This window comes from uncultured Halorubrum sp. (assembly GCF_937146585.1).
In the GTDB taxonomy this organism is placed as follows: Archaea; Halobacteriota; Halobacteria; order Halobacteriales; family Haloferacaceae; genus Halorubrum; species Halorubrum miltondacostae.
The window spans coordinates 1-3,979 of the sequence record NZ_CAKZRO010000094.1 but is presented as its reverse complement, the minus strand read 5'-3'; the positions used below and the strand labels follow the sequence as shown (position 1 = coordinate 3,979).

The 3,979-nt window shown below is 71.6% G+C and carries 3 protein-coding genes and 1 pseudogene; all 4 read left to right on the top strand.

The window, feature by feature from the left end:
• Positions 1-492: pseudogene (locus Q0116_RS08210) on the top strand (2-isopropylmalate synthase); the annotation flags it as partial.
• Between the two features lie 376 nt (positions 493-868).
• Positions 869-2,674 carry a biosynthetic-type acetolactate synthase large subunit gene (gene ilvB / locus Q0116_RS08205; protein WP_297886840.1) on the top strand — a complete coding sequence of 602 codons (1,806 nt, stop codon included), beginning with the start codon at positions 869-871 and terminating at the stop codon, positions 2,672-2,674.
• On the top strand, positions 2,671-3,369 hold the full coding sequence (gene ilvN, locus Q0116_RS08200) for an acetolactate synthase small subunit (protein ID WP_297886839.1): 699 nt from the start codon (positions 2,671-2,673) through the stop codon (positions 3,367-3,369). The genes ilvB and ilvN overlap by 4 nt, the downstream gene beginning before the upstream one ends.
• A gap of 22 nt (positions 3,370-3,391) precedes the next feature.
• On the top strand, positions 3,392-3,979 hold a 588-nt coding region (ilvC, locus tag Q0116_RS08195; RefSeq protein WP_297886838.1), incomplete at its 3' end, for a ketol-acid reductoisomerase.

Here is a 3,979-nt window from a genome sequence, read left to right as displayed (position 1 = left end):
TCGGTCAACGGCATCGGCGAGCGCGCCGGCAACGCGGCCTACGAGGAGGTCGTCATGGCCGTCGAGTCGGTGTACGGCGTCGACACCGGTATCGACACGACCCAGATCACCAAGCTGGCCCGGGTCGTCGAGGAGGCCTCGGACATCCCGGTGCCCGCGAACAAGCCGATCACGGGGCGGAACGCGTTCGCCCACGAGTCGGGCATCCACGCCGCCGGCGTCATCGAGAACAGCGACACGTTCGAGACCGGCGTGATGACCCCGGAGATGGTCGGGGCCGAACGCGAGTTCGTCCTGGGCAAACACACCGGCACGCACAGCGTGCGCAAGCACCTGGTGGAGGCCGGGTTCGACCCGACGGACAGCGAGGTCCGCTCGATCACCAAGCGGGTCAAGGAGTACGGCGCCGGCAAGCGGCAGGTGACCGCCGGCGACGTCGAGCGGTTCGCCGAGGAGGCGGGCGTCACGCGCGAGGAGGAGGTCCGGGTCTGATGGCCGCCTCCCCGACCGGAACGCCCCCCGAGCGACCGCGCTCGCGGTCGCGGGGGACGGCCGATCGCGGGCTCGCCCCCGGCTCCCGACAGGAATTTATACCCCGGCCGTGTTGCTTCGGGCGAGATGCGACGGCACACCACGCTCGGGGAGTCCGCGGCCGTCTCCGGAGCCGTCGCGCCGATCATTGTAGGGGTATAACCCCCTACACTACCCCTTCCTCACCGACGCGACGCACCGCCGAACGCCGGCGGCCGAGCCGTTCTCGCCCCGCGCAGCCGCGATCGCCGCGGCCGCGGCGCGGGCTCGCCCGCCGCGCGTCCGCAGCGACCGACACGACAACCCGCCAGATGCCACACCGCACACCCCAACGACAATGAGCGACACAGCAGCACAGCCGCGATCCGACGCAGACGAGTCGGCCGACTCGTCGGCCGCGACAGATGAGCCGACCGACCCCGAGGAGCGCCGGACCGCCGGCCCCGTCTCGACCGGGGCCGAGTCGGTCGTCGCCGCCCTCGAGGCCGCGGGCGCGAAGACCGCCTTCGGCGTCCAGGGCGGCGCGATCATGCCCGTCTACGACGCGCTGTACGACTCGTCGATCCGGCACGTGACGATGGCCCACGAGCAGGGGGCCGCCCACGCCGCCGACGCGTACGGCGTCGTCGCCGGCGAGCCGGGCCTCTGTATGGCCACCTCCGGGCCGGGCGCAACCAACCTCGTCACGGGCATCGCCGACGCCGACATGGACTCGGACGCGATGCTGGCGCTCACCGGACAGGTGCCCACGGAGTTCGTCGGGAACGACGCGTTCCAGGAGACCGACACGGTCGGCGTCACCCGCCCCATCACGAAGCACAACTACTTCGCCGGCGGCGCCGACACCGTCGGCGACACCGTCGGCGAGGCGTTCGAGCTGTCCCGGGCCGGACGGCCCGGACCGACGCTCGTCGACCTCCCGAAGGACGTCACGCAGGACGAGACCGACCGGACGCCCGGCCCGGCGACGCCCCCGGCGGGGACCGACCCCGACCCGAACGCCGACGCGGACGCCGTCGAGGAGGCGGCGCGCGCCATCGAGGCCGCAGAGCGCCCCGTCTGCCTGTTCGGCGGCGGCGTGATCAAGGCCGACGCGAGCGCCGAGGCGCGGACCTTCGCGCGGAGCTACGGCATCCCGGTGACGACGACGATGCCGGGCATCGGCTCGTTCCCCGAGGACGACGACCTCTGCCTCTCGTGGGCGGGGATGCACGGCACCGGCTACGCGAACCTGGCGATCACCCACACCGACTGCCTGATCGCGGTCGGCACGCGCTTCGACGACCGCCTCACCGGCGGCATCGACACGTTCGCGCCCGAGGCCGAGGTGATCCACGTCGACATCGACCCCGCGGAGATCAGCAAGAACGTCCACGCCGACTACCCGCTCGTCGGCGACGCCGGCCGCGTCTTGGACCAGTTGACCGCCGCGGTCCGCGACGCGCCGGACGCCGGGGCGTGGCGCGACCGCTGCGAGGAGTGGAAGGAGACGTACCCGCTCACGTACGCGACGCCAGACGACGAGCCGCTGAAGCCGCAGTTCGTCGTCGAGGCGTTCGACGAGGCGACCGACGACGACACCGTCGTCACCACGGGCGTCGGCCAACACCAGATGTGGGCCTCGCAGTTCTGGTCGTACACGGAGCCCCGGACGTGGGTCTCCTCGCACGGCCTCGGCACGATGGGGTACGGCGTGCCGGCCGCGGTCGGCGCGCGCGTCGCGGCCGACACGATGGGCGAGGAGGACCGCGACGTGGTGTGTTTCGACGGCGACGGCTCATTCCTGATGACGATGCAGGAGCTGTCGGTCGCGGTCCGCGAGGAGCTGGACATCACCGTCGCCGTGCTCAACAACGAGTACATCGGGATGGTCCGGCAGTGGCAGGACGCCTTCTATGAAGGCCGACACATGGCCTCCGACTACACGTGGATGCCCGAGTTCGATAAGCTCGCGGAGGCGTTCGGCGCGCTGGGGCTGCGGGTCGACGACTACGACGAGGTCGCGCCCGCGGTCGAGGAGGCGCTGGCGTACGAGGGGCCCGCCGTGATCGACTTCCACGTCGACCCCGAGGAGAACGTCCTGCCGATGGTGCCGAGCGGCGGCGCGAACGGGAAGTTCGCGGCCGCGGAGGACCAGCTATGAGCGGCGACGCCTCCGGCGTCGACGGCGAGTCGCGCGCGACCCCCGAGGCGGACTCCCGACCGCTCCCCGGCGAACAGCCCGGCCCCGAAGACCGCGAGCACCCCGCGGGGCGGCGGAACCTCGAAGGCATCCGGATCGACCCGGTCGTCGAGGCCGAACAGGAGTCCCGCCGCGCGGTCATCTCGGCGCTCGTGGAGGACGAACCCGGCGTGCTCGCGCGCGTCTCCGGGCTCGTCTCCCGGCGGCAGTTCAACATCGAGAGCCTGACGGTCGGGCCGACGACCGTCGACGGCCACTCGCGGATCACGATGGTCGTCGAGGAGACGGACTCCGGCATCGACCAGATCGAGAAGCAGATGGCGAAGCTGAAGCCGGTCATCTCGGTCGGCGAGGTCGCCGGCGACGCGGTCACCTCGGAGCTCGTCCTGCTGAAGGTCGAGGCCGACGACCCCGCCGCGGTCCACGCCGTCTCCGAGATGTACGACGGCCGGACGGTCGACGCCGGCCCGGAGACGATCACCGTCGAGCTCACCGGCGACAAGCGCAGCATCGACGACGCGATCGGGGCGTTCGACCGGTTCGGCATCGTCGAGATCGCGCGGACGGGGCCGACCGCCCTCGCCCGCGGCAACACGCCGACGGCCCCAGGAGAGAAACCCGGAACGGCCGGCGAACCGACCACGCACGACGACTGACACGCGGATTTCAACCATACACATGACCGAAGACGACACCCAGACGTTCGATTCGACAGTATACTACGACGCCGACGCCGACGAGGAGGCCATCGCGCACGAGACGGTGGCCGTCCTCGGCTACGGCTCGCAGGGCCACGCCCACGCGCAGAACCTCGCCGACAGCGGGGTCGACGTGATCGTCGGCCTGCGCGAGAGCAGCTCCTCCCGGGCCGCCGCCGAGAGCGACGGGCTCCGGGTCGAGACCCCCGCGGACGCGGTCGCGGAGGCCGACGTGGTGAGCGTGCTCGTGCCCGACACCGTCCAGCCGGACGTGTACGAGAACGCGATCGAACCGAACCTGGACGCGGGCGACACGCTCCAGTTCGCGCACGGGTTCAACATCCACTACAACCAGATCCAGCCGCCGGAAGACGTCGACGTGACGATGGTCGCGCCGAAGTCGCCGGGGCACCTCGTCCGCCGGAACTACGAGAACGACCAGGGGACGCCCGGCCTGCTCGCGGTGTATCAGGACGCGACCGGCGACGCCCACGACCAGGGGCTCGCGTACGCCGCCGCGATCGGCTGTACCCGCGCCGGCGTCGTCGAGACGTCGTTCCGCGAGGAG

Excerpts from the sequence above, each read along its gene's own strand:
- ilvN (WP_297886839.1), top strand. The coding sequence starts at position 2,671 with ATGAGCGGCGACGCCTCCGGCGTCGACGGCGAGTCGCGCGCGACCCCC.
- ilvB (WP_297886840.1), top strand. The coding sequence starts at position 869 with ATGAGCGACACAGCAGCACAGCCGCGATCCGACGCAGACGAGTCGGCC.